Here is a 23486-nt window from a genome sequence, read left to right on the forward strand (position 1 = left end):
ACACCTCCGGGTAGGGGCCCGGGCCGCGTCTCGTCGACTACCCGACCATTACGACCGGCCGCACGCGGGTCCTCCTCACCCCCGCCTCCCCCCCCCCCCCCCCCCCCCCCAAACCCCCCCCCCCCCCCCCCCCCCCCCCCCCCCCCGGGCCCCTGGCCTCGGCGTTTCCCCTCCGCCTGCCGTCACGGCCGTACGCGGCATCTGCCGCGGCTCAGCCGCCGGAGTGCCGTTTCCGTCCTTTTCCTCCTTTCCCGTCCGCGTGCTTGCCTGACCACTCGCCGCCCCTGTCGCCGCCGGGTACCGGCCCGGGTGACGTCCTGGCGGACAGGGGCACAGGCGATGACGGCGTGGCCGGGGTCCGGCCGGCGGGTGTCGATGCGATGCGCGGTGATGAGGGAGAGGCCGGAGACGCAGGCGCCGGGGCGCCGGAGTTCAGCGAGGCTCCGAGGGCCGTGGCCCCGGCGAACAGCGCGAGGCCGGCACCGGCGAGAACGGCTTTGGACGCCCGTTTGCGGCGACCGCTGGGGCGGGAGTGGGCGCCGGCGCGGTGCTCACCGGCGTGCGGGGCCTCAGGCGGTGGACCGGCCGGGGTGGGCATGAGGGTGGTGCGCTCGTGCTCGGCCGGTCGTGGTGTCCCGCTCCGCGCGGCGAGCCAGGCGGCCGCCTGCGCTGCGGTGGGCCGGTGGGCCGGGTCCTTCGCGAGCATGCGCAGCACGTAGTCGGAGAGCGGCCGCGGTATGCCGGGGCGCAGGCGGTCGGGCGCTGCCGGTGTGGCACTGACGTGCTGCTGGACCACGGCCAGTGACGTGGCTCCGCTGAACGGAGGCCGTCCGGCGAGCAGTTCGTACAGGACGCAGCCGAGGGAGTAGACGTCGGAGGCGGGCTGTGCGGGGCGGCCCAGCGCGCGTTCGGGAGCCAGGTAGTCGGCGGTGCCGATGATCTTTCCGGTGGCGGTCAGACCGCTCGCGGCCTCCTCGGCGAAGCGCGCGATGCCGAAGTCGGTGATCTTCACCGTGCGGTCGTTGGTCAGCATGACGTTGGCGGGTTTGACGTCCCGGTGGACCACTCCCTGCTGGTGTGCCGCGAAGAGGCCGGCGGCCGCCTGGGCCGTGACGGCTGCCGCCTCGGCCGGGGGCAGAGCGCCGCGCAGGGAGCGTTCCTGGGCCAGGTTCCAGCCGTCGACGAGTTCCATGACCAGGTGGGGCGGGTCATGGTGGGCACCGAAGTCGTACATGCCCACGACGTTGGGGTGGTTGAGCCGGGCCACGATCTGGGCCTCCAGACGGAATCGCTCGGCGTCTTCCGCCTCCTCGGCATGCAGCAGTTTGACGGCCACGGCCCGCCCGAGGAGGTGGTCGCAGCCCCGCCACACCTCGCCCATCGCGCCGCGTCCCAGCAGCTCCTGCAACTCGTAGCGGTCCGCCAGCAGACCCTGCACACCCACCCCGATCGTCGCGTTGCTCATGGTTCCCCCGGGCCCGGTGGTCGCGGTTCGCGGGCGTTCGGTCCCGGTCGCCCGGGCCGGCGCACACCCCCTCTCGGACCGGAAGCCTTCGTGGGGGCATGCGCAGGGGGCAGGCAGGCGACGGGGGATTCACCCGCCTGCCCCTGATCGCGCGGCCACCCGCCCGGAATTGGGGGTGAGCGGGTGCCACGGGGGCCCGGGTTCCTGGGACCCACTCCTACAGCGCACCGGAGTGCCGGGTCGTCACATCCCCGGGGCGCCCGCAGGCCCGGAGTGTCACAGGCGGACGAGAACAGTCGCGAGACCGACAACTCTGTGAAGGAATACGCGCAATAACGCTCCTCCATTCCGTCCGGAAATTCGCCCCGGCGTGTGAACATGCAGGTAAGTGATCTGCAACCGAGTCTGACAGTGGACCGGCCTCTTTATTGATCGCCAGGAAAGTGGTCCGACCTTGATACACAGCCCAGCCGGAAACGATCGCGTGCCGATCTACGACGACCTGATTCGCGAGCGGGGTGACGTCGTCGCGGAAGCCCAACGCGCCGCGGAAAACACGCAGTACCAGGCAGCGCAATTGCTGACCGGACGGGATGCGGGTCAGCAAACCCGTCACTGGGACGGCGGCACCCGCGCCGCCGCGGCCGGTCAGCCGCAGTGGCACGGGTCGCCACCGTAGGGGTTACTTGATGTGGACGAGGCCGTCGGTGGTGATGGTGGGGCGGCCGCTGGTGCCGACCACGACGATCTTGACGGTGTGCTTGGCGCTGCTGGACCAGGTCTTCGTCCAGAGCGCCTGCCGGTAGAGGGTGGTGGAGGACTTCAGGTCGACCGTGCCGGCCTTGACGCCGTCGACGTAGACGTACGCCTGGCCGGAGCTGGAGGCCCGGGAGACCACCCAGGCGGCCGAGCGGCCGGTGAAGGTCCAGGTGAGGCTCGCGCCCTTGGAGCCGCTGGAGTACGACGCCCCGCCCAGATAGCTGGTGCTGGAACGGGTGGTCCAGGTACCGGACTTCACCGCCGAGGTCTCCTGCAGGATCACCGGAGTATAGGGGGCTGAGACGGTGCGGTAGTTGCCGGCGTAGTCGTAGGCCCGCATCGACCAGGTGGCCGCGGTGCCGGACGCGGCCGTACGGCTAGAGCTGGTGGTGGTCGGGCCGAAGGTGGCCGTGGCCGGCGACAGCAGCTTCACGCTCTGCAGCGCCGCGTTGTCGGTGGCCTTCCAGCCGAGCGTGACCGGGACCGCGCTGGTGCTGACCGTGCCGGTGCGCAGCGAGAGGTTCGGCGTGGTGGTGAACGTCGGCGCGGTCGTCTCCGCCACCACGTTCACCGCGGCGCTCGTGGTGGCCTTGCCGGACTGGTGGACGGCGCGGACGGCGACGGTGTGGCTGCCGAGGGCCAGGGTGGTGCCGGCGGAGGTGGCGGTGCCGGGGACGGACGTCACGGCCTGGCCGTCGACCAGCAGCTCGAACTTGGAGATGAGCGAACCGGGCGTGCTGGTGGTCCAGTTCAGCGTGACCGCGCCCTTGGTGTAGTACGTCGAGCCGGACAGGCCCGCGCCGCCGACCGAGGCGACCTTCAGGCCCTGCACGGGTCCGGCCGCCCAGGCGCGGATGGTGGGCAGCTGGGCGTACAGCGAGTCGCCCGGGCACTGGGTGCTGTAGCCGTCGCGGTGGGCGGAGATCCGCTGGAACGTGTAGGCGGTGCCGGCGGTGAAGCTGGTGCCGAAGTAGTTCTGCTGCGCCGCACCGGCGTTGAGTTGCACCGTGCCGGCCGGGTCGCCGCCGTACTGGCCGAGCTTCCAGGCGGCCACCCGGGCGATGGAGGCCAGCGCGGCGTCGGAGGCGCTGGTGGAGCTGTACTCGCCGAGCACCGCGATGCCGGCGGACTCCCGGTTCCAGCCGTAGGTGTGGGCGCCGAGCACCGGCAGGCCGACGCCGCCCTTGCGGCCCTCGAAGACGGTGCCGCACTTGTCGACGAGGAAGTTGTAGCCGATGTCGTTCCAGCCGTTGACCTGCGTGTGGTACGCGTAGATGCCGCGCACGACGGAGGCCGAGTCGGCGCAGGAGTAGTCGTTGGCCCCGTCGGTGTGGTGGACGAAGACGGCCTTGACGTCGGCGTTGTACTCCGACGGGCCGGGGCTGAGCGACTCGTCGGCGCCCCAGTCGGCGCGCGAGGTGATCGGCGGCTCGGGCACGGTGGACGGGCGCGCGGACGGCGTGGTGACCGACGGGCTCGGGGACGCGCTCGTCGAATCCGAGGGGGTCGCCGAGCCGGTGGGCGTGGCCGTGGTGCCGGTGGGTGCGGGGGACGTGGAATCGGTGGACGTGGCCGCGGGGCCGCTCACCTCGGCGACGAACGCCGCCGGCTCGGTCGCCCTGGCCTCGGCGTCGGTCACCACGCCCGGGTCGACCAGGTTGACCTGGAGGCCCTTGGGCAGCGCGCCCGTGGTGCCGTCCTTGTGGACCACCTGGGCCTGGACGCCGTCGGAGGGACCGACCCACAGGGGCTCGGACGCGCCGCGCATCCCGGCCCTGGGCTCCTCCGGCGGGTCGACGTTCACTTCGAGGTCGTGCCAGGCGCTCCACGCACCGCTGTCCAGACTGCGGGTGCGCACCTGTGCCGTGCCGTCGAGCCGCTTGACGGCCCCCGTCCAGGAGACGCCCACCAGGGAGAACTGCTGCGTCTGCGTGCGCGGCAGCTCTCGCCTGCCGCCGGTGGTCGCCTTGAGCGCGAGGTCGTAGACCTTCACGGGCCGCTTGGCCCGTCCCGCCCCGCCGGGGCCCCCGGAGGGGCTGGCGACCGCGTACGTCACCAGGCCGCCGCCTCCCAGGACCACGGCACCGAGCGTCAGCCACGCCCGTCGTTTCAGGCTCAGCGGTCTGTACGCATGCGACGTACGACGACTCACGACGTATCCACCCATCAGAAGGCCGGCAAAGGCCGCGGAGAAAAGTCACGTGGGGCACACCCGTCACAGGAGTGGCCCACATCTACAGCGCGACCCAGCCGACGAACATCACGGGGAGCACAGGGCGCAGTGACGTAGATCACCGCACGGGCGGCGAGGGCCCGGCTTCTTCCCCATGTGCCTTCTTAACGGACCAGTAATGTCAACAGTTTCGTCACAGCCGAATTCACATTTCCGCCATGAACAACCCGCGTTCGTGCACCGTCTCCACGAACAACCGACGTCCGCCGACAGGAAGGACGACCATAAGGGCCCGTCCCGCCCCGATATCGCGGAGGCAGGCCTCACTCAGCAATGTCAAGCGGTCACGGCCGGATTCCCCCGAGGTTGCTCGGCACACGGAAACAATGGTTCCATCTCGCCCGGTCGAGAAAGGAAGGCACTGCTCCACATCGTGACAGGCCGTCACCGCGCCTTTTGAGACCGACGACCCGGGCGCGGCGAGGGCAAGAGACCGAGAACGGCAACCGCCCTCACGGAACGGGTGGTGTGCGCCGGTCAGAAGGGAGCAACGTGAGTTGCTCGCACGCCGCAGGATGCCCCCTCTTCCCCTTGCTCAGGGCGAGCTTGCAAGGCTGGCGCGACTACTACTGCGACAGCGAGGACCAGTGGGCCGGCTGTGCGCGCTACCAGGTGTCGCTCACCGGCGAACGGGTGCCGATCAGCCTGCTGCCCAACGGAGCCCGCGCGCGGCACCTTGAAGACGCGACCACCGACGCGGACCCGTACGGTGCCGCCCACCCGGAGCAGGGGCCCCCGCAGGCCCCGCCACCGCAGCACGATCCGTGGCCGCCGGAGAACGCGCCCCGGTCGCAGTCGGCACCGGCTCGGCCGCCAGAGCCGTCGGAACCTGTGACCGCGGCACCAGAGGCCATGGCTCAGTCCGGGGCGGCCTCCCCGACGATACCGGTCTCGCATTACCGGCCGTCATCAGCACCGCCCTTCCCCGAGCCTTTGGACCGCTCGTCCCGGCGCGCGGGGCGAGGGCGCGGCTCGAAGCGCGGCTGGTGGGCTCGATTCACCGAGTGGATGGGAGGCCCCGCATGAGCGGCTACTGGCCCTGGTGGGCCGGCGCTGCCGGACTCGCCCTGATCACCGTCAACTACGCCCTCGCCACGGACCGGTCCTTCGGGGTGTCGTCCGCGTGGGACCGCGTGCTGCACTGGCGCAGGGAGCGCCGTCTGGAGCGGATGGACGAGGAGTTCACCGACGAGCGCGCGCTCGCCGACGCTCTCGCCGCGGCTACGGCGGAGCACTTCGGCACCGGCCCCGCCGCGCCCACCGTGCCGCCGGTCCCGCACGGGACGCCACGACCGCTGGAGACGGACGCCGAACCGACGGTGCGTGAGGAAACGCCGGTCCCGAGCCCGGGTCCCGCCCCGCTGGTCACCCAGGCCGCTCTGTTGGTGTCAATCTTCTTCGGCGGACTGATCGCCGCTCTCACCTCCGGGCGGTTCCACCTCCGCTTCGACATGGGCCCGGGATTCCGGACCGTGGTCACCGCGAATCCGACGACCATGACCGTCCTGCTGTTCGTCGGAGGCGTGCTGGTCGGCTTCGGCACCCGGCTGGCCGGTGGGTGCAGCTCCGGCCACGGACTCAACGGCTGCGGCCGGCTGCGCCCGGCCAGTCTCGTCGCGACCGCCGTGTTCTTCGGCACCGCCACCGGGGTGTCGTTCCTGCTGTGGAAGGTGATCTGATGCGTACTCGGGGCGCGATTCTGCTGGCCGACATCATCACCGGACTGACGCTCGGCTACACCGTCTCCAACATCGGCTTCGCCGACTACACCGAGCTGAACCGCATGTTCACCTTCCAGGACCTGCGCATGCTCCTCTCCTTCGCCGGCGCCGTCGTGATCATCGTGTGCGCGTTCGCCCTGCTGCGGGTCCGCCGCAGCCCGGGGCGCATCCACGCCGGCGTGATCCCCGGCGCGGTGCTGTTCGGCACGGGCTGGGCGATCTCCGGGGGGTGCCCGGCCATCCCGATCGTCCAGGTCGCCGGCGGGTACCTGCCCGCCCTGGTCACCATCGTCGGCATCACGGTCGGTATCCGGCTGTCCCGCTGGGCCAACGCCCGCTACTTCCACCTCGACCGCGGCTCCTGCGGCCTGTGACCACCGCCACCGGTGATTTCTCGGCGGTGACGCTGACATACCGACAACCACATGATCCCGGACAGCGGGACGGGCACCGTCGAGGACTGCCGCCCGAGCGCCTGCCGTTGGCCGGGCTGCGGGCAGCGGTCAGTCGGCTCTCCGTCGTTCCCTGAAACGGGCGGCGGCCGCGGCGAGGTCCACGATCGGGGCGGGGTAGTCCAGGCCCGTGCGGTCGGCTGCGTCGAGGTGGGGGACGCGGTGGACCGCGGTGGCGTCGAGGTGGCGGAGCTCGGGGAGCCAGCGTCGTACGTACTCCCCGCCGGGGTCGTACCGCCGTGCCTGGACGAGTGGGTTGAGAAGCCGGTTCGGGCGGGTGTCCGTGCCGGTCCCGGCGACCCACTGCCAGTTGAGCTGGTTGTTCGCCACATCGCCGTCGACGAGGAGGTCCAGGAAGTGGCGGGCTCCCCTCCGCCAGTCCACGTACAGCGTCTTGGTGAGGAAGCTCGCCGCGAGCAGGCGGGCCCGGCCCGGCATCCAGCCCTCGTGGCGGAGCTGCCGCAGGGCGGCGTCGACGACGGGGTAGCCCGTGCGGCCGTCCTGCCAGGCTTCGAACTCCTGCGCCGCGTGACGCCAGCGGTCGTGCCGGGGACGGTAGTCGTGGCCGGCCGCGTCGGGGCGGGCCGCCAGGACCTGGTGGTGGAAGTCCCGCCAGGCGAGCTGGCGGACGAAGGCACGTGCACCGGGTTCGTCCCGGGCGCGCACCCGGTGCAGCAGTTCGGTGGGTGAGAGGCAGCCGAAGTGCAGGTAGGGGGAGAGCCGGGAGGTCGCGTCGGCGGCCAGGTCGTCGTGCCGGACGTCGTATGCGGACAGCGGGCCCGCCAGCCATGACCGCAGCCTGCGGCGGGCCTCGGACTCCCCGCCGGCGGGCAGGACCGGCGACGTGGAGCCCGGCGCGAGGGACTCCGCGCGGGGAAGGCCTGCCGAGCCCACGTCCGGCAGCCGTACGGCGTCCGGTGCCGGCAGGACCCCGCGCACGGAGAAGCTCTCCCATCGGCGGAAGTACGGCGTGAAGACGGCGAAGTGGTCCCTGTCCTTGCCCGCGGGTGTCAGCGCCCCCGGCGGGACGACCGTCAACGATGCTTCGTGGACACGTAGTTCGCGTCGGTCGCCGGCCAGCTCCACGCGCAGCCGGTCCTCGCGCCGTGCCGCGTAGCGGCTCACCCCGCCCGCGATGTGCACCACGGCCGCCCCGGTCTCCGCCGCCACCCGGCAGGTCTGCTCGACCACGTCCCCGACGCGCACCACCAGCCGGCCGCCCCGAGCCCGCAGGGCCGCGTCGAGGTCGGCCAGGCTGCCGGCGAGGAACGCCGCGCGGTTGGGTACGGCGAAGCCGGTGCGGCGGATGCCGGTGTCGACGACGAAGAGCGGGACCACGCGTTCCGCGTCCTTCAGCGCGGCCTTGAGGACCGGGTTGTCGTGCACCCGCAGGTCGGCGGTGAACAGGGCGACCGAGACGCGCACGGTTCCTCGAGCCCCCTCAGCGGCACGCCGGTGCACAGGAAACGCCATGGCCCTCATGACCTCCCGGGGCGTGCTCTGCCGCTGTTCCTCCGGTCCCATGCTTGGGGCCGAGGACGAGCACCGCAACCTCGCCGCTCCCGGCCGGACGTCCTCATGGCCGAGGACGGGCCGCGCGCGGCCGGCTTCCGCCCACCGCGCGCTTTCCCATCGTCCTGTGGGTTACGCGCCGATCGGGTTCACGTAGGTGCCCGGCCGGGTGGCGCCGTCCTGCTTGAGGACCTGGCCGCCGAACGGCCACTTCAGGGTGAAGTGCGTCGTCTCGTTCGGCGGGGTGACCAGGAACTTCGCCGGGACGAACTTCTCCTTCTGCGGCGTGGACCCGGCCACGGGGAGCAGAGTGATGCTGAAGTCCACCGTCTCCCCCTTCCCGAGGGCGATCTTCTCGGGCTTCTTGGAGGAGCGCGCCAGCGACCAGGTGCCGTCGGTCTTCTGGGCGCCGACCATGTCGACACCGGCGAAGCCGGACAGGGTGCAGGTGTGGTTGCTCCGGTTGGTGAACCAGACGTACGCCTCGGTCTGCTTCCCGGTCTTCCCCATTTCCGGCTTCGCGTCGTCCCCCGTGGCGAAGCCGGCCTTCAGGTCGGCGGTGTGGCAGCGGGCCGGGGCGGCCTTGGCGGTGGCGGCCGAGGCCGGGACGGCGGCGGCGGCCGTGCCGGCGACGACGATCACTGCGAGGCCCACGGCGGTCAGCTTGCTCTTCATGAAGTTTCGTTTCCCCTCGAATACGAATCGGCGCGCGAGGTCAGTGCGCGCCTACGCACCCGAGGACGTGCAATGCCCGGGAGACGGTTCCGGGTGCCCCGCGCACGGCTTGACGGGCCGCGCCGGCGACCGTGTCACCGGCACTTGTGCGGACGGCACTTGGGGCGGGGCGCCGGAAGGCCCGGCCTGGGGGTGGCCGTGCGGGGCGTGCGCCTGCCGGGCCTGCCGGCGTGCTTGGTGGGGGCCGGCGTGGGAGAGGCGGAGGGGAGGCCGGGCTCGTCGGCGCCGGTGCCGAGGGACGCGGGAGCGGGGAAGGGCAGGTCGGGCAGGCCGGCCAGGGCGTCGTGCATGTACCCGGTCCAGATCTCGGTCGGGATGTCGCCGCCGAACACCTTCTGCAGACCGCCGACGCCCGCCAGGGACTGGAGCTGTGGGTGGGCCGGGTCCTCCTTGAAGAGGACGACGGAGGTGGCCAGTTGGCGGGTGTAGCCGATGAACCAGGCCGACCGGTAGTCGTCGGTGGTCCCGGTCTTGCCCGCCGCGCTCCGGCCGAGGGCCTGGGCCCTGGTGCCGGTGCCCCGGGTGATGACGCCGCGCAGGACGTCGGTCACGTTGTCGGCGACCGCCGCCGGCAGGGCACGTACCGGGGCGGGGGCGGTGAAGCCGGGCAGTACCGCCCCGTCGTGGGTCACCCTGGTCACCGAGTACGGCGTGACCTGCATCCCGGACGCGGCGAACGTCGCGTAGGCGCCCGCCATGCGGATGGCGCTCGGGGTCGAGGTGCCGATGTAGAAGCCGGCGCTGGGTGCGGCGAGGCTCTCGGGGCGCAGGCCCAGCGCCTTCGCCGTCCGGGCCACGTCGGTGTGGCCGACGTCCTCGCCCAGCTGCACGTACGGCGTGTTGACCGACTGCTCCATCGCCGTGCGCAGCGAGATGTAGCCCCAGCGGTGTGTGGTGTCGTTGTGCTGGTGGAGGAGACCGGTGGGGTCCTTGTCGTCGGTGACGTACCGGCCCTGCCGGTCCTTGATCCGGATGCCGTCGTCGCCGTCGAACCTGCTGGCCGGGGTGACCGGCGCCGGGGGCGTCCCGGGCTTCAGGACGGCCCCGTACCGGAGCGCGGAGGCGAGGACGACGGGTTTGAAGGTCGAGCCCACGGGGACGCCGGCGGTGTCGGCGTTGTCCGAGAAGTGGGCGTGCTCGTAGCCGGGACCGCCGTAGACGGCCAGGATCCGGCCGGTGGCCGGGTCCACCGAGGCGGCGCCGGTCTGGACGTCCCGGTCGGCCGTCCGGTGGGCGGGGTCGAGGCGCTGCGCGCGCACCCGCGCCACGGCTCTGGCCAGTTGCGCCGTCCTCGTGCGGTCGAAGGTGGTGTGGATCTGGTAGCCGCCCCGGCTCAGGCTGCTGTCGGTGACGCCGGGGTCGTGCTGCTGGACGTACGACCGGGCCAGCTGGACCAGATAGCCGGCCTGCCCGGCGAGACCTGAGCCCGGGGTCCACTTCCTGGGTACGGGGAACCCGGCCGCCGCGTACCGGGCGCGCTGCTGCTGGGTCAGCCTGCCGGTCGTCACCATGCGGTCGAGCACCCAGGACCAGCGGGTCCGCGCCTGTGCCCGCGCCGCGGGGTCGGAGTCGGCGTGCTGGAAGAGGCTCGGCTCGTTGACCGCGGCCGCGAGGAAGGCGCCCTGGCTCACGCTCAGCTTCGCGGCGGGGAGGCCGTAGTACACGCGGGCGGCGGCCTGGATGCCGTTCGCCTGCCGGCCGAAGAAGCAGGTGTTCAGATAGCCCTGGAGGATCTGCTGCTTGCTCATGCTCGCGCCGATCTTCGCGGAGATCAGCAGCTCCTTGATCTTGCGCGAGAGCGTCTGCGACTGGTCCAGGTAGGTGTTCTTGACGAACTGCTGGGTGATCGTCGAACCGGACTGGACGGAGCCCCCCTCGGCCATGTGCACGACGGCGCGCGCGATGCCCTGCGGGTCGATGCCCGGGTCGGAGTAGAAGGAGGCGTTCTCGGCGGCGATGAAGTCGTCCTGCACGCCCACCGGGACCTGCGCCAGGGAGACGTTCTCCCGGTTGACACTGCCGTCGGTCGCCAGGACCGTGCCGTCGGACCAGTAGTAGACGTTGTTCTGGAGCAGGATCGAGGGGTTGGGGTCGGGGATGGTGATCGTGGCGTAGGCGTACCCGACGGCCGCGGTCACCGCGCCGGCGCAGAGCAGGAACGAGGCCAGCACCTGACGCCACGAGGGCAGCCAGCGGCGCGCGCCCGCCCGGCCCGCTCTCGGATAGTCGATCCAGCGTCCGCGCGAGGCGGTGCGGCGCGCGCTGCGACGACCCGCCGCACGCCTGCCGGACGTGGTGCGCTGCGGCGGCCTGCGCCGGGTACCGCTCATGGGCTCGGTCACGCTCCTTTCAGTACCGGTGGGTGGTGTCGTGGCGTGCGGGTCCTGGAGGGGCCGTGTACGGCCAGGGCTGGGGGTGGGACTCGTACGGCCAGGGCCCCGGGGCGGTCGCGGACGGCTCCGGCTGCGCGACGCCTTCGCACGGTTCCGGTTCCGGCCGCGCGGGGGCCGCGGCGCGGTCCTCCCCGGACGGCTCCGCCCCCGCCGGGGCCCGCAGGCTGCCGTAGCGCTCCATGCGCTGCCAGCGCAGCCGGGTCCCGGACACGGCGGTGAAGACGGACTGGATCACCACCAGATACATGAGCTGCCGGTAGACGAACTGCTGCAAGGGCAGGGTCCAGAGCGGCCCGGGGCGTTCGCCGTCCAGGCGGAACGCGTACAGGCCCATGCCGAGTTGCAGGAGGAGGAAGGCCAGCCACAGGGCCGTGATCCGGACCGGGTCCAGGAAGACCAGGCCGTACAGGGCGAAGACGTCCACGGCCGGTGCGAGCAGGGGCAGCAGCACCTGGAAGAGGAGGAGGTAGACCAGGCCCCGGCGGCCCAGCTTTCCGGCGGCGCCGCGCTGGACCAGTGCGCCACGGTGCTTCCACATCGCCTGCAGGGTGCCGTAGCACCAGCGGTACCGCTGTCGCCACAGGGCGTTCAGGGACGCGGGCGCCTCGGTCCAGGCCACCGCGCCCTCCTCGTACACCACGCGCCAGCCGGCGCGGCACAGCGCCATGGTGAGGTCGGTGTCCTCGGCGAGGGTGACGTCGCTGACGCCGCCGAGGGCGAGCAGGGCCCGGCGGCGGAAGGCGCCGACCGCGCCGGGCACGGTCGGCATGCACTCGGCGAGGTCGAACAGGCGGCGGTCGAGGTTGAAGCCGACCACGTACTCGATGTGCTGCCAACGGCCCAGCAGACCACCGCGGTTGACGACCTTGGCGTTGCCCGAGACGGCGCCCACGCGGGGGTCGGCGAAGGGCTGCACGATCGTGCGGACGGCGTCGGGTTCGAAGACCGTGTCGCCGTCGACCATCACCACCAGGTCGTACCCCGCGGCGGCGAGGCCCGTGTTGAGCGCGGCGGGCTTGCCCGCGTTCTCCTGCCGGATCACCCGCACCCCCGGCAGCCCGAGCGACTCCACCAGGTCCGCGGTGCCGTCGGTGCTGCCGTCGTCCACCACGATGATCTCCACCGGATGGTCCGAGGCGAGCAGCGACCGCACGGCCGCCTCGATTCCGGCGCTCTCGTTGTACGCGGGGACGACGACGCTGACCGGTTCGGTCACCGGCGGCCCCCAGGACCTGCTCCGGCGGCCCGTCCGCAGCCGTCGGTGCCGGCGGGCCGCGACCAGCACGACCGCCGCGCGCAGCACACTGATCGCCCCGGCCGCGTACATCAGCACGCCCAGCAGCCGTACGACCCAGTCGCCGGTCTGCAGCGCCGCGACGAAAGCCATCCCCTGGAGGTGGTCGCCGGGGCCGGCGGACTGGACGGGCCCGGCCATGCCGACGGCGGCGCCGACCGTCGCGAACCGGAAGCCCTGCGCCCTGAGCCGGGGGATCAGGGTGTTCAGCGCGGCGACGGTCTGGGAGCGGTCACCTCCGCCGTCGTGCATCAGCAGGATCTGCCCGGCGTGCCCGTGCGGAGTCGCGTTCGCGACGATGCGGTCCGTGCCCGGACGCTGCCAGTCCTCGGCGTCCTGGGTGGAGAGCACCGTGACGTAGCCCGCCGCGTCGGCATGCCTGAGGACGGACCAGTCGGCGTCGTCCAGCGCGTCGTTCCTCGAGGAGTACGGCGGCCTCAGCAGCGCGGTGGTGACCCCTGCCGCGCCGGCCACCGCCAGCTGGGTCTCGCGCAGCTCCAGGGACCGCTGCCATGGAGCGAGACGGGACAGGTCGGGATGGGTGAAGGTGTGGATGCCGATCTGGTGGCCCTCGGCGACGATCCGGCGGACCAGTTCCGGGTGGGCCACGACCTCGGTTCCGACGACGAAGAAGGTCGCGTGCACATGGGTGCGGCGCAGCACGTCGAGGATGCGCGGCGTCCAGACGGGGTCGGGACCGTCGTCGAAGGTGAGGGCGATGGTGCCGGGCTTCGGCCGGGCGGTGTGCACGGCGGTGGCGGCGTCCGCGATCACGGGACCGCCGTGGGTCACCCGACCGGGCACCGCCGCACTGCGTCCGCGGGCACCGGTCACGTCGTCCGGGGTGATCCCGAACATGTGGTGGGTGTACCCCTGGAGCAGGAGGGCCGTCGCCAGGGTCACCGCGAGCACGCTCAGCAGCAGCCAGTGGGTGCGGGGCGTGATCCGGCTGGGACGGCTGCGGCGGCGGGCGGGAGCGGTACGGCGGCGATCGGTCACGTCAGGGCCTTGGGTCACTTCACGGGCTTGTGGGACGCCCCGAGGGCACGCCCGCGGGAGGAGCGGGCCGGGGTGACGGTGGCCATCGGGGCGGTGGCCCTGGTGGGCGCCGTGGTGGGCCCGGACGTGGCCGCGGGGGCGGTCGAGGCGACCGGCCGGCCGGCCGCGCCGGAGGTCGTCCGCCTCCCTGCCGGGCGGGAGTTCTCACGCCTCGCCGCGGCGCCGGCACTCCCCGTCGCGTGGCCGGTGCCGGGCGGGGAGTCGGGGGCGGTCACCCGGGGCGTGGCGGGACGGCCGGGGCCCGCCTGCGGGACGAACGGGGCGTTGATGCCGGGGCCGCCCAGCATGGTGCTGATCAGCAGGGCGACGTAGCCGCCGGCGGGGATCACCAGCAGCCGGGCGGCGCGCAGCACGAGGCGCTGGCGCCGCCCCGAGGAGTCCACGAAGACCGGCCGCACCTGCTCGTGCTCCGGCGTGCCCGGGTCGGGGACGGATTCCGGTAGCGGTACGAAAGGAATGGGCTGTGCGCCAGCCGCCGGGGCCGGCGCGGTGAGGGCGTCGCCGTGGGCGGCGCCCCACGTCCCCGGGTGGGGCTGCGTCCCCTGCGCGAGCGGCACCGGGTCCCAGGTCAGCGTGGCCGTGTCACCGCCGTGCCCGTCGTGGCCGTGGACCTCGCCGCCGTGTCCGTCGGGACCGTGGGCATGACCGTGGGCATACCCGTAGCCGGCACCGCCGTACGGATCCTCCCCGTACGCTCCGCCGTTTCCGTTCGTCCACTGCACGAGTCGTGTCCCCTCGTCCCGGCCGACCGGCACGGTCGTCCGCATGGACAGAGCGCGGCGGGCCGGAACTGTTACACCTCACGCACAACTCACGCCTCGGACAGCCACTTCACCACCGCGTCTCCGCACTCGGCCGTGTGCACGTAGAACGCCCTCAGTTCCCGGTGAGCCGCCGCGAAGGCGCCCCACGTCTCGGGCTCCGCGATCACGCCGCCGTAGCGCGGCAGCAGGTCGTCCCGGGCGGCGTCCCAGAGCGCTTCGAAGTCGGCCGTCGCGAGGAACCCGGCCACCTGGCGGGCCTGGGCCGCCGTCAGCACCAGGATCGGCGTCCTGTCCCGGCCGGCGCGGAGGACCGGCAGGCCGCCGAGCACCACCGGGATCCGGGGCCGGCTGCGGGCAGGGGGACACGGAGAAGCGCCGGCGTAGATGCGCTCCTGGTCCCGGCAGCGCCGGACGGTCTCCGCGTCGCCCTCGAAAAGCCGTTCCAGCCATGTCGCACTGTTGCGCAGTGCCGGGGGCGGCACCGCGCGCAGACGGAGGTACGCACTCATGCCGGAAGGAGCGCACGGGGGCGCCCGGGCGTCACCGGGGACGCCTGATGTGGGGTGACACTTCCGTGACGGCGGACGCTGAACGTCATGGGGGCCGCCGATGCGACCGGAGCGCGGCGGACGGCAGCACTCGCTATGGACCGGCGCGAACGAGGACGATCTTGGGCCAGGTACGGCAACCCCGACGCGCGCAGACGCGCGACGGGGAACTGGGCGCGGCGGTCGCACGGGCCCAGGACGGCGACGAGACCGCCTTCGCGGTCGCCTACCGGATCGTTCAGCCCGGTCTGCTCGGCTACCTGCGCGGCATCGTCGGCGACGACGCGGAGGACGTGGCGTCCGACGCGTGGCTGGAGATAGCCCGCGACTTCGGGCGCTTCAAGGGTGACGGCGCGGGATTTCGCGGCTGGACCGCGACCATCGCCCGGCACCGGGCACTGGACCATCTGCGCCGCCAGCGGGTGCGGCCCCGGGTGGGAGGGACCGAACAGGACGTACTGGACCTGCCCGCCCCGCACAGCACCCATGAACAGGCGCTGGAGTCCCTCTCCACCGAGCGGGCACTGGAGCTGGTCCGCGGGCTGCCCCGGGACCAGTCCGAGGCGGTGCTGCTGCGGGTCGTCGTCGGCCTGGACGGGCCCGCCGCCGCACGCGTCCTCGGCAAGCGCCCAGGAGCGGTGCGCACGGCCGCCCACCGGGGCCTGAAACGCCTCGCCGGCCAGTTGGGCGTCGGCGGCGAGGCCGAGGAGGGTGTGACGGATGGGGCTCACCGCGCGCTGGGGAAGTCGACATGAACGACGACGGCAGCGGGCCGGCCGAAGAGAATCTGTGGGACAGGAACGGAAGCGGACATGGGTGAGAGGCTGAGCGGCGGCGGAGTTCCGGGCCGTCGACATGGGCCTGACGGTGCCCTGCCCGAGCCCCGGAACGTACCTGACGCCGCCACCCTGGAAATGGTCCTGGCCGCCGCCATCCGCGCCGGCGACATCGACCCCCGGGCCGAGCAGCGGGCCGTGGCCGCCTTCCGGGCCTCCCGCGGCGAGGGCGCGCACCGGGCAGTGCGTACCCGGCGCCGGGACGACTGGCGGCCGGCCGGGGAGCGTCGTGTCCGGCGCCCCCTGAAGATCACGTTCGGCGTGGTGTTCGCCAGCCTCACCCTGGGTGGGGTGGCCGTCGCGGCGATCGGTTCCGTCCGCTCCTCCGCGGAGGGCGGCGGCGACGGCCGGGGCGCCGCACACCCGTCGGCGTCGGCTGCGGACCGGCCGGGCGCCGCACCGTCGTCGGCTTCCTCCCGGGACTCCCGGCCGGCGGACCGACCGGCTCCCGCCCAGGACACCGAAGCCCACTGCCGCGCCTACGAGCATGTCCAGGGCCATGGCAAGGCGCTCGACGCGAAAGCCTGGCGGCAGCTCGTCGCGGCGGCGGGCGGCGAGGCCAAGGTCGCCGTGTACTGCTCCGCACAGCTGCCCCGGCCGACGGCCACACCGGGCGGACCGGCCGGTACGGGCAAGACCGGCGAAGGTGGCGAAGGCCCGGGCAACAACGGCACGTCCGGCAGGACCGGCGCCTCGGGAAACAAGACCGGCGGCACCGGCGACACCGCTGCGACCGGGAAGGGCCGGGCAGGCGGTGGCCAGGGGGGCGGGAAGCACGGGTAGCCCACGGCGTGGTTCAGGGCACGGCAGGGCGTGCCCTGCGCGGACGGTCGCCGGTGTGGGTCCCGGCTGTGGTCCTTCCACAGGATGCGGTCGACGTCGGACTGGTGGCGGACGCGGGCGGTGGTGTCGGCGCCGCGCCCGCCGCACCGGGCCTGGGCGGTCGGGATGGTGCTTGCGGGGACGCCGGCTACGGCGAGCGCCACCGTGACCGCGCCCTTGCCCGCGCGGGGCGGGCATGGGGTTCCCCTCGTCCCGTCGTGGTGGTCGGATCGGGTCACTCGGGTGCCTGCTACGGGGTCAGGACGACCTTTCCGGCGGCGGTGCCCGACTCGGCCAGGCGCAGGGCGTCGGCGACGCGGGTGAGGGGCAGCTGCGCGGCGATCTGGGCGGTGACCTCGCCTCGCTGGAGGGCGGCGAAGACCTGGGTGAGGTCGGCGCGGAGGCGGGCGCGGAAGCGGTTCCTGGCCAGGGCCCGGCCGGCCCAGACGTTGAAGAAGTACGCGCGGCGGCGGTTGGGCAGGGCGTTCCACAGCCACACCCGGCCGAGCAGCTTGAGGACGGGCCACTGCTTGGAGCCCTCGTCGTCCCGGGTCGAGGCGCTGCCGTAGGAGACGAGCGTGCCGCCGGGGGCGAGGAGGCGCCAGGAGTCGACGATGCCGCGGCCGCCGACGTGGTCGAAGACGGCGTCCACCCCCTGGGGGGCGAGTTCGCGGATCCGTGCGGCGACGTCGCCCGTGCGGTAGTCGACGGGGACGACTCCCCGTTCCCGCAGGGCGTCGTGGTGGCGCGCGGACGCCGTACCGATCACCCGCGCGCCCGCGGCCTGGGCGAGCTGGACCAGGACCGATCCGACGCCACCGTTCGCGCCGTGCACCACGACGGTGTGCCCCGTGCGGACGCGGGCCTTGCGGTGCAGCATCTGCCAGGCGGTGATGCCGTTGACGACGAGGGTCTCCGCCTCCGCCGCACCGATCCCGTAGGGCACCGGGACCACGTCCGCCGCGTCGACGACGACGTGGCTGGCCCAGCCGCCGACCTTGAGCAGCGCGGCGACCCGGGTGCCGGCCAGGTCCGGCTCGACGCCCTCGCCGGTCGCCAGCACCGTGCCCACGAGGTCGTAGCCGGGCACGAACGGGAACGGCGGCTGGTCGTAGTAGCGGCCTCGCCGCATCTGCTGCTCGGCGAAGGAGACGCCGGTCGCCTCCATGCGGATCACGACCTGGCCCGGACCCGCGGCGGGCACGGCTCCCTGCCGGATCTGAAGTCCTTCGGGCTCGACCTTGCCCGGCAGGACGACCTCGACGAGTCCTTCGGCGTTCACGGCGACCTCCACTGCGTTCCAGATGAGTTACTCAGCTTCGCGTTCGTTAGAAGTTATAACTGCACGGTTCGGAAGTGTCAATAACTTCAGTGATAACCTCTAACTATGGTGAACTCGGAAGCGAAGACCCCGCGTGAGCGCTACCGCGCCCAGGTGCGTACGGAGATCAAGCAACGCGCGTGGGAACAGATCGCCACGGCGGGCGCGTCCGCGCTCTCCCTCAACGCGATCGCCAAGCAGATGGGCATGAGCGGACCCGCGCTGTACCGGTACTTCGGCGGGCGCGACGAGCTGATCACCGAGCTCGTCAGGGACGCGTACCGCAGCCTCGCGGACACCTTCCGCCGAGCCTCGCAGGGCGGTGCCGACGTGGCCGCGCTGGCGCACGCCCTGCGGGCATGGGCCCTGCAGGACCCCCAGCGCTACTTCCTCGTCTACGGCACGCCCGTGCCCGGCTACGAAGCTCCGGACGACACGACCGCGATCTCGTCCGAGATCATGGCGACCCTGCTGGACGCCTGTGCCGCGCTGCCCCCGGACGGCCCGGCCACAGCGTTCGACGCGCACCTCGAGGACCACCGGGACTGGGCGGACGGCCATCCCGCCGCGCCCGCGGCCCTCCACCGGGCCCTGGCCTTCTGGACGCGGCTGCACGGCGTCCTGTCCCTGGAACTCGCCGGCCACTTCACCGGTATGGGAATCGACCCCGCGCAGCTCTTCGCCGCCGAACTGGACGACCTGGTGGGTGCGCCGGTGAACTGAGCACGGCACGCCCCACCCTGGTACTCACCCCCGGGCCACCGCCTCGACGAGCGGTTCGGGCAGGCCCAGCAGGCGCAGCGCCTCGGGCAGGGTCGCCGCCACGACGACCGTGGACACCGCTGCCTGCGCGGCGTCCCGGTACCGTGCCCGGGCGCCGGCGTGGTCGCCGCGTGCCTCGGCGGTCCGGCCGAGGCCGGCCAGCGTACGGACACGGTTGGCGGCCCCCTTCACCCCGTGCGGATCGAGGTGTTCCAGGGCCCGGGTGTAGAGGTCCTCCGCCGTGACCGGGTCCCGCTCCGCCAGGGCGATGTCACCGAGTCCGCGCAGCGCTGCCGCCAGACCGCCGGAACTGCCCGCGCGGCGGGCGAACTCGGCCGCCCGCGCGTAATCGGCCCGTGCCGCCCCCGGGTCGACGTCGACGCACAAGTCCCCCCGCCCGACCAGAAGGTCCGCACAGTCCTCCAGGGCCTCCAGCTCACCGGCGAGGGTGAGCGCCTCATCGGTGAGGGCGACCGCCGTCCGCCGCTCCCCCCGCGTGCGCGCGACGCCGGCGAGCGCGTCCAGCACCAGCGCCGCGCCCCAACGGTCGCCCAGCGCACGGAACTCCGTTGCCGCCGCGAGGAAGGCGCGCTCGGCCCCGGCGAGGTCGCCGTCGCCGAGCGCGCCGAAGCCGGTCACGTACTGCGCGACTGCCCCTGCCCACGGTTCGCCGCTGTCACGCTGGGCCGAGACGAGGGCGAACGCACCCGCCGTGTCCCCCTCGCTCGTCGCGTTGTGCGTCATCCACAGCAGCAGGGCGGCCGGGTGGCGTCCCGACCGGCCGTCCCGCCACACCGAGGTCAGCGCCCTGCCCGCCGCGGCCCGGTGCCGACGCCACACCTCCCGCCCGGCCGTGCCGGATGCGGCGATCAGTACACCGATCGCGTACTCCTCGCCCAGCCCGTCCGGGGGCGTGTCGCCCGTGGCACCGAGAACGGCGCGCGCCGCGGGGGCCAGGGTGCCGGAGGTGCCGCGGATCCACAGGTACGTCGAGGCCGCGGCGATCAGCTGCAGGGCCGTTGCGGTCTCCCGCGCCCCGACCGCCCAGCGCACGGCCGCCAGCAGGCCGGGCTGCTCCGCCGCGAGCGCCGGCAGCAACTCCAGCTGCTCACCGCGCCGCAGCCCGGGCTCCGCGGTGCGCAGCAGCTCCAGCAGCGTCCTGGCGTGGACGCGCCGTACCGGCTCCGCCTCACCCGAGGCCTCCAGCTGCTCGGCGCCGTAGGCACGAATCGTCTCCAGCATGCGGCAGCGGCCGCCCGTCCACTCCAGCAGCGACTTGTCGGCCAGCGACTGCAGAGTCTCCTCGTCCGTGTCGCAGATCCGCAGCGCCGAGGCGACGCTCGCCCCGCCGGCGAACACCGAGAAGCGCCGGGCGGCCCGCTGCTCCGGCTCCGGCAGCAGGTCCCAGCTCCAGCCGATCACCGCGCGCAGCGTGCGATGCCGGGTCTCGGGCGTGCGGCTGCGCTGCCCGGTCACGCCGAGCCGGTCGTGCAGCCGGGCCGACAGCTCGGGCAGGGTCAGGGTGCGCAGCCGGGCCGCCGCCAGCTCGATGGCCAGCGGCAGGTTGTCGAGAGCGGTGCAGACGCGCCGTACGGTCTCGGGGTCGGGGGCGAACGCCCGGCGCGCTGCCCGAGCCCGGTCGGTGAAGAGTTCCGCGGCTTCGGCGTCGTCGAGCGGTCGTACGGGGTGAAGGTGTTCGCCGATGACACCGAGCGGTTCGCGGCTCGTCGCCAGTACGCGCAGGCGCGGGCACATGGCCAGCAGGCGTGCCGCCAGTACGGCGACCTCCTCCACCAGGTGCTCACAGTTGTCCAGGACGAGCAGCAGCCGCCGGCCGGACAGCGCCGCGGCCAGGCGGTCCAACGGGCGTTCGGCGCCGGTCGCCGTGTGCAGCCCGCCCTCCCGGAGGCCCAGCGCACCCAGGAGGGCCTGCGGCACAACGGCGGCGTCCCGCAGGGCGGCCAGTTCCACGAAGCACACCTCGTCGTCGGCCGTCTCCGCCACCTCCGCGGACAGCCGGGTCTTGCCGACCCCTCCCGGGCCGGTCAGGGTCACCAGCCGGGCCTCGCAAAGGAGTTGCAGGACAGCGGTCACCTCGCCGGCGCGGCCGACGAACGCGGTGAGCGGGGCCGGCGGCGCGGTGGGAGCGGGGGGCGCGTCGGCGCGCAGCAACTCGCCGTGCAGTGCCACCAGTTCCGCGGAGGGGTCGGCGCCGAGCTCCTCGGCGAGATGCCGTCTGACCTTCTCGAAGACGACCAGGGCCTCGGCCTGGGTGCCGTCTGCGTGCAGCGCCCGCATCAGCAGCCCGGCGAGTCGCTCGCGCAGGGGGTGACGGTCGAGGAGTTCGCGTAACTCGGGTACGGCCGCGCGGTGTTCACCGAGGCGCAGTTCGGCTTCGAGCCGGTCCTCCAGTGCCGCCAGCCGCAGCTCCTCCAGCCGTACGGCGGCCGCGCGGGCCGACGCGCTGTCCGCGAGGTCGGCGAGCGCCGGGCCCCGCCACAGCTCCAGCGCCTGACGCAGCAGCGGCAGGGCCGCTTCGGCGTCGCCCTCCGCGAGCGCCGAACGGCCCGCCCGCGCCAGTCGTTCGAACCGTCCGGCGTCCACGTCCTCGGCGGTGACGGCGATCCGATAGCCGGCTCCCGTCCGCTCGATCACCGCTGTGCCGCCCAGCGCCGACCGCAGCCGGGACACCTGGGACTGGATCGCGTGGGCGGACGGCGCCACGCCCTCCGGTCCGCCGGCCCCGACGGCCCCGATGTCGTCCGCCAGCCGGTCGGCCGGGACGACCTCGCCGGGGGTGACGAGCAGCAGCGCCAGCAGTGCCCGCCGTGCCGGACCGCCCAGGGCAACCTCCGCCCCGTCGTCGCCCCACGCCTGTGTCCCGCCGAGGATTCCGAAGCGCATGCGGTGATTATCCACTCGGTCAGCACCCGTGCGGATCGGGTGCGGATCGGGCTGGCAGCGCGGTCCGGCGCAGCTCGGAACAGGTGCCGGGGGCGCCTTGGCACGGCGTGGGGCGGGAGCGGCGGGATGGGAGCCGGAGGCAGGACCGTGGGGGGCGGCGGGTCAGGCGATCGGGCCGAGGTACGTGCCGCCGGACACGTCGATGGTGCGCCCGGTGATCCACCGCCCCCCGGGGCCCACCAGGAAGCCGACGACGTCGGCCACGTCCTCGGGCTCCCCGATGCGGCCCAGCGCGGTGATCGCCTCGAGCCCCGCGACCACCTCGGGGATCGAGGTGTAGCCGGCGGTCAGATCGGTCCGCACCGCCCCGGGAGCGACCGTGTTCACCGTGATCCCGCGCCGGCCCAGCTCGTTGGCCAGCGACGGGGCCAGCGATTCGACCGCGGCCTTGGTGACGGTGTAGCCGATCTGCGTGGAGACGGCGAACCGGCTGGCGGTGGAACCCATGCTGACGATGCGTCCCCCGTCGTTCAGCAGGGGCAGCGCCTTCTGGATCACGAAGAACGGCGCGGTGACGTTGACCGCCAGCAGCCTGTCCCATTCGTCCGTGCTCATCCCGGCGATCGAACTCGTCGAGGCGATACCGGCGTTGTTGACCAGGATGTCCAGCCCGCGCCCCGCGAGTCCGGCGACCAGCTGCTGGAACAGCTTGTCCACCGCGCCCTCCTCGCCGAACCGGGCCTGGATGGTGAAGGCCCGGCCGCCGGCCTCCTCGATCCGCGACACGGTCTCCTTCGCCGCGTCTTCGTTGCCGCCGTAGTGGACCGCGACCAGTGCCCCCTCGGCGGCCAGCCGCAGGGCCACCGCCCGGCCGATCCCCCGCGATCCGCCGGTCACCAGTGCCGTCCTGCCCGTCAGCTCACCCATCGTCCGCTCCTCACTCGGCGGCCGGTCCCCGTTGCGGAACCGGCGATGGCCACACCCTGACGACGACGCCTCACCGCGCGCTCACCGCACGCTCACCGGGGGCATGCCCGTGCCGAGTGACCGGTTGACGGCACCGGTGGCGATGCCTTCGCTGCAGCCGGGGCGTTGTTGGGCTGACCGGAGAGCTCGATGACGTCGACCCCCGTGGCGGTGATCGCGCCGCGTCAGAGCGGCAGGTCGTCGGGCAGTACCCGGAATGCCTTGTGGCGGCCCAGCGGGCGCACGGCGCGCAAGTCGCGGCGATCCAGTGTGAGAATGGCGTCCGTGTCGTAGTCGGCGGCCAGAGCCACGTTCACCGCGTCGGCCAGATCGAGGTCCAGTGAGCGGTAGCGGACGCGCACGGACTGGGCCGCGGCCAGGTGGTCTTCCGTGATCTCCGGCATGACGACTCGCCCTCGGCCCATCCAACGCCGGAGGTCGTCGACCGCACTGACGGCCGCCTCCCGCCCCAGCTCGCGCGTGGCGACGTGATCCAGTTCGGCAAGCAGCAGCGGTGACATCACCAGGAGGCCGGCCGCCGTGATCGCTTCATTGGCCGCCCCGTGCTCCGGGTGAACCGAGTCCAGGGCCGCCAGTAGGCCGGACGTGTCGGCGATGACAACGATCACGCTGCGGTACCGGATCCGGAATCGGTCTCCCGTCGGACGGCGTCGGCGACCGTGTCACGGACCTCCTCCTTGGCAGGCGTACGGCCCGCCCCCTCGAAGGTGCGCGAGAACAGCGGCTCGTCCCAGACACGGTTCGCCATGGCCGCGAGGTGGATCCCCTGGCGGATGATCTCGGCCTCGCTTATCCCCCGCCTCTTGGCGGCCTCCTTGATGATCGCCAGATCCTCGGGGTCGGCGTAGACGTTGGTACGCTTCATGGACATGTACCAACAGTAGCCCATGTACCAGACTGGTGTATGCCCGCTAAGGCG

At 73.2% G+C, this 23486-nt stretch carries 19 protein-coding genes; 6 read left to right on the plus strand and 13 right to left on the minus strand.

From position 1 onward, the window contains the following. Positions 1-211: 211 nt before the first annotated feature. The gene (locus tag ACZ7HQ_RS37590) at positions 212-1465 is read right to left on the minus strand and encodes a serine/threonine-protein kinase (RefSeq protein WP_470999824.1); all 1254 of its coding nucleotides are present in this window, start codon (positions 1463-1465) and stop codon (positions 212-214) included. 484 nt (positions 1466-1949) lie between these two features. Here ACZ7HQ_RS37590 and ACZ7HQ_RS37595 point away from each other — a divergent pair, with 484 nt between their 5' ends. Next, the gene (locus ACZ7HQ_RS37595; protein WP_470999826.1) at positions 1950-2144 is read left to right on the plus strand and encodes a hypothetical protein; all 195 of its coding nucleotides are present in this window, start codon (positions 1950-1952) and stop codon (positions 2142-2144) included. Positions 2145-2147: 3 nt separating this feature from the next. Here the strand turns inward: ACZ7HQ_RS37595 and ACZ7HQ_RS37600 are convergent, their stop codons facing one another. Then, positions 2148-4337: a peptidoglycan recognition protein family protein gene (locus ACZ7HQ_RS37600; protein ID WP_470999918.1), complete on the minus strand. Its 2190-nt coding sequence runs from the start codon at positions 4335-4337 to the stop codon at positions 2148-2150. Positions 4338-5479: 1142 nt separating this feature from the next. Between ACZ7HQ_RS37600 and ACZ7HQ_RS37605 the strand changes: the two genes are divergently transcribed. Both ACZ7HQ_RS37605 and ACZ7HQ_RS37610 read left to right on the plus strand, forming a co-directional pair. Then, positions 5480-6136, plus strand: a complete 657-nt coding sequence (locus ACZ7HQ_RS37605; protein WP_470999828.1) for a YeeE/YedE family protein — start codon at positions 5480-5482, stop codon at positions 6134-6136. Continuing rightward, entirely contained in the window at positions 6136-6552 is a 417-nt protein-coding gene (locus ACZ7HQ_RS37610) for a YeeE/YedE thiosulfate transporter family protein (RefSeq protein ID WP_470999829.1), read from the plus strand. Before ACZ7HQ_RS37605 ends, ACZ7HQ_RS37610 begins: the two co-directional genes overlap by 1 nt. Before the next feature lie 129 nt (positions 6553-6681). On the opposite strand, the gene ACZ7HQ_RS37615 is transcribed toward ACZ7HQ_RS37610, so the two are convergent. The 6 genes from ACZ7HQ_RS37615 to ACZ7HQ_RS37640 form a co-directional block, all read right to left on the minus strand. Continuing rightward, on the minus strand, positions 6682-8055 hold the full coding sequence (locus ACZ7HQ_RS37615; RefSeq protein WP_470999830.1) for a cryptochrome/photolyase family protein: 1374 nt from the start codon (positions 8053-8055) through the stop codon (positions 6682-6684). A gap of 219 nt (positions 8056-8274) precedes the next feature. Then, entirely contained in the window at positions 8275-8817 is a 543-nt protein-coding gene (locus ACZ7HQ_RS37620) for a DUF4232 domain-containing protein (RefSeq protein WP_470999831.1), read from the minus strand. 134 nt (positions 8818-8951) lie between these two features. Further along, positions 8952-11207 (minus strand): transglycosylase domain-containing protein, encoded by a 2256-nt coding sequence (locus ACZ7HQ_RS37625; protein WP_470999832.1) that lies wholly within the window; start codon positions 11205-11207, stop codon positions 8952-8954. A 19-nt stretch (positions 11208-11226) separates the two neighbouring features. After that, a complete protein-coding gene (locus ACZ7HQ_RS37630; protein ID WP_470999833.1) occupies positions 11227-13563 on the minus strand; it encodes a bifunctional polysaccharide deacetylase/glycosyltransferase family 2 protein in 2337 nt (778 codons plus the stop codon). Positions 13564-13577: 14 nt separating this feature from the next. Next, a complete protein-coding gene (locus tag ACZ7HQ_RS37635; protein WP_470999835.1) occupies positions 13578-14390 on the minus strand; it encodes a hypothetical protein in 813 nt (270 codons plus the stop codon). Between the two features lie 44 nt (positions 14391-14434). Beyond that, positions 14435-14896 carry a DUF1877 domain-containing protein gene (locus ACZ7HQ_RS37640; RefSeq protein WP_470999837.1) on the minus strand — a complete coding sequence of 154 codons (462 nt, stop codon included), beginning with the start codon at positions 14894-14896 and terminating at the stop codon, positions 14435-14437. A gap of 161 nt (positions 14897-15057) precedes the next feature. On the opposite strand from ACZ7HQ_RS37640, the gene ACZ7HQ_RS37645 reads away from it, so the two are divergent. Then, positions 15058-15690 carry an RNA polymerase sigma factor gene (locus tag ACZ7HQ_RS37645; RefSeq protein ID WP_470999839.1) on the plus strand — a complete coding sequence of 211 codons (633 nt, stop codon included), beginning with the start codon at positions 15058-15060 and terminating at the stop codon, positions 15688-15690. A 57-nt stretch (positions 15691-15747) separates the two neighbouring features. Next, a complete protein-coding gene (locus ACZ7HQ_RS37650) occupies positions 15748-16554 on the plus strand; it encodes a hypothetical protein (RefSeq protein ID WP_470999840.1) in 807 nt (268 codons plus the stop codon). Positions 16555-16843: 289 nt separating this feature from the next. On the opposite strand, the gene ACZ7HQ_RS37655 is transcribed toward ACZ7HQ_RS37650, so the two are convergent. Next, the gene (locus ACZ7HQ_RS37655; RefSeq protein WP_470999842.1) at positions 16844-17875 is read right to left on the minus strand and encodes a medium chain dehydrogenase/reductase family protein; all 1032 of its coding nucleotides are present in this window, start codon (positions 17873-17875) and stop codon (positions 16844-16846) included. Between the two features lie 105 nt (positions 17876-17980). Between ACZ7HQ_RS37655 and ACZ7HQ_RS37660 the strand changes: the two genes are divergently transcribed. Next, entirely contained in the window at positions 17981-18637 is a 657-nt protein-coding gene (locus tag ACZ7HQ_RS37660) for a TetR/AcrR family transcriptional regulator (RefSeq protein ID WP_470999844.1), read from the plus strand. A gap of 24 nt (positions 18638-18661) precedes the next feature. On the opposite strand, the gene ACZ7HQ_RS37665 is transcribed toward ACZ7HQ_RS37660, so the two are convergent. The 4 genes from ACZ7HQ_RS37665 to ACZ7HQ_RS37680 all read right to left on the minus strand — a co-directional run bounded on the left by ACZ7HQ_RS37665 (position 18662) and on the right by ACZ7HQ_RS37680 (position 23438). Then, positions 18662-21580 carry an ATP-binding protein gene (locus ACZ7HQ_RS37665; protein ID WP_470999846.1) on the minus strand — a complete coding sequence of 973 codons (2919 nt, stop codon included), beginning with the start codon at positions 21578-21580 and terminating at the stop codon, positions 18662-18664. A gap of 162 nt (positions 21581-21742) precedes the next feature. After that, positions 21743-22507 (minus strand): SDR family NAD(P)-dependent oxidoreductase, encoded by a 765-nt coding sequence (locus ACZ7HQ_RS37670; protein ID WP_470999848.1) that lies wholly within the window; start codon positions 22505-22507, stop codon positions 21743-21745. A gap of 224 nt (positions 22508-22731) precedes the next feature. Continuing rightward, positions 22732-23175 (minus strand): PIN domain-containing protein, encoded by a 444-nt coding sequence (locus ACZ7HQ_RS37675; protein ID WP_470999850.1) that lies wholly within the window; start codon positions 23173-23175, stop codon positions 22732-22734. After that, positions 23172-23438, minus strand: coding sequence for a ribbon-helix-helix domain-containing protein (locus tag ACZ7HQ_RS37680; protein ID WP_470999852.1), 267 nt, complete (start codon positions 23436-23438; stop codon positions 23172-23174). Before ACZ7HQ_RS37680 ends, ACZ7HQ_RS37675 begins: the two co-directional genes overlap by 4 nt. Between the last annotated feature and the right edge of the window lie 48 nt (positions 23439-23486).

The organism is Streptomyces sp. NPDC037290 (assembly GCF_055603245.1).